Consider the following 1,939-nt stretch of genomic DNA (forward strand, 5'->3'; position numbering starts at 1 on the left):
TCGAACAATTAAGATGGCTTCCTGCCATCCCTTGTCCGAAGCCAATTCATCTCCCACCTACTCACTTCGCGTTCCTTAAGGAAGGAGTCTTCTTGGCTAAAATGATAAATTTATATCCATATAATCAAAATAACGCTATTCTTTTTGTAAAAATATATAGAAGGGATGGTGTATTTTTTCATTTTAAGGAAATTTAGTTTTGTTATCTTTCCCTAATAACAAACAAGACGCCAACCAGATCATGAATTACTATTGGTTTAATCATTAACAAGTATATCTGGGCCCTTTTTCAACATATATGTAAAACCTGAAATAAATACGATACTAAATATAATAATGGAAGACCACATATTAAAATGAAATTCTTTACCTACAACTAAATAATAGATGTTATGGACCAAGAAATTAGCACCTATGATAATCCCACCTAACATTGAACTAATTACAAGGCTGATTAAATAAAATTTGAGCTTCTGAAACATTTCCCCTCTACTCCTTTTCTAAAATCAACTTTATTCAGGATATTTTAGAAAATTATACCATTTATTTTTCTGATATTCTTAAATCTATAATATATTTAAGGTTATTTTAAGAGAAGAAGGATTGCCTATCCAAATGTTCATTTTAGGGTCTCACCAACATGCCCATCAAGGTAATGAAACTAGTTGCTCCAAAACAAAAAAATGTATATTTTTACTTAGATATTCCAATTTTCTCATTTTGGGGGTATTTGCCTTTATTAGCTTGTTGGCGATGGGGAGTAACCCATAGAAAAGGAAATCCAAAGGGATAAAACGATGCAACTTCTGTATAAACAGTACATCTTCTTTATAAACGGTACGACTTTATTTCAAAGCTACAGTATTTTATTATTTTTAACAGATTATTTAGAATAATCGAAAGATAAAAAAGCTCATCTTTTATGAAAAAAGAGATGGGCTTTTTTGTTTGTTGCCAATAAGTGAAGTTACTTGACGTTTACGGATAAAAAACACTCGTTCTGATTAAGGACGAGTGTTTTTTTAGTTTATCTAACAGGTATAAACTTCCATGAGCTAGGTTTTTGTTTTTTTCCACCTAGTACGATCCAATTTTTCTCTGCATTTATATTTTCATAATTTAATGGATAGTCATCTGTAAAAATATTATATTCTGTAGGTTTATCCAGGTTAATTTTAATTTTAAAGTCAGCTAAACTATCCGATTTTTGAGCAAGGTGAATCCAACTAGAATAATTAGACCAATTTAAATATTGAAATTGATCGTAATTTGAGTGCTTCATGCGAAGATATATACTCTCCCCGTGGTGTAGCTTTGCATCATTTTCTTTGTAGAATTCAAATGCTATAGGTGTACCAGATAAAGCATTGTTTTCTTTACTTGCAAGTGAGACATAATCATAACGGTTTGCTACATACCATTCAAATGTTAGACCTTGATAAGGAGATTCACTTGGTACGATATAATAGTTTTTCCCTGCTTCTATGACGTTTCCTTCTATATCATAGATTAATGCAGTCTCTATACTTGGAGCTTTCACATTTTCAGTAAAAGTTTTAAACCAAAGATTTAAGAAACCTGCTGTATTGCGCTGAGCTTCTCCTAAGCTTCGCTGCACAGCTGGGGTAACCATTTCTTGCCACAATTGTGCCTTACCACTATTATAATACTTAAATGTTTTATCATTAGTAATATTTTGGATTTCAGGTTTAGCTACTCGGGCTGCATAATCAATCCATTCTTCAGGTGTGGATAGAGAGTCGTTATACTTCCCTCCAGTATTGACTGCAAATTGATTTTGAATGGTTGTAACATAATTTTCAAAGTAGCTATGATACTTTATAGCTCTCGTATCAATTGCGGTAAAATTTGCTGCATGCATAGGTTGGGTAGCATCTGTAAAGTAGTGCGTGGCTACTCCTAAGTAATAGAAAGCTTT

At 32.2% G+C, this 1,939-nt stretch carries 2 protein-coding genes; both read right to left on the minus strand.

Annotated elements, in window-relative coordinates:
* Nucleotides 1-257 precede the first annotated feature (257 nt).
* A complete protein-coding gene (locus JDS80_RS30550) occupies nucleotides 258-482 on the minus strand; it encodes a hypothetical protein (RefSeq protein WP_071769988.1) in 225 nt (74 codons plus the stop codon).
* A 545-nt stretch (nucleotides 483-1,027) separates the two neighbouring features.
* Nucleotides 1,028-1,939 (minus strand): zinc dependent phospholipase C family protein (locus JDS80_RS30555; protein WP_199640803.1); only part of this gene is annotated, 912 nt, incomplete at its 5' end.

The organism is Bacillus cereus group sp. N8 (assembly GCF_016483685.1).
Classification (GTDB): domain Bacteria; phylum Bacillota; class Bacilli; order Bacillales; family Bacillaceae_G; genus Bacillus_A; species Bacillus_A proteolyticus.

Coding starts and splice junctions, on each gene's coding strand:
- JDS80_RS30550 (WP_071769988.1), bottom strand. CDS start 482: ATGTTTCAGAAGCTCAAATTTTATTTAATCAGCCTTGTAATTAGTTCA.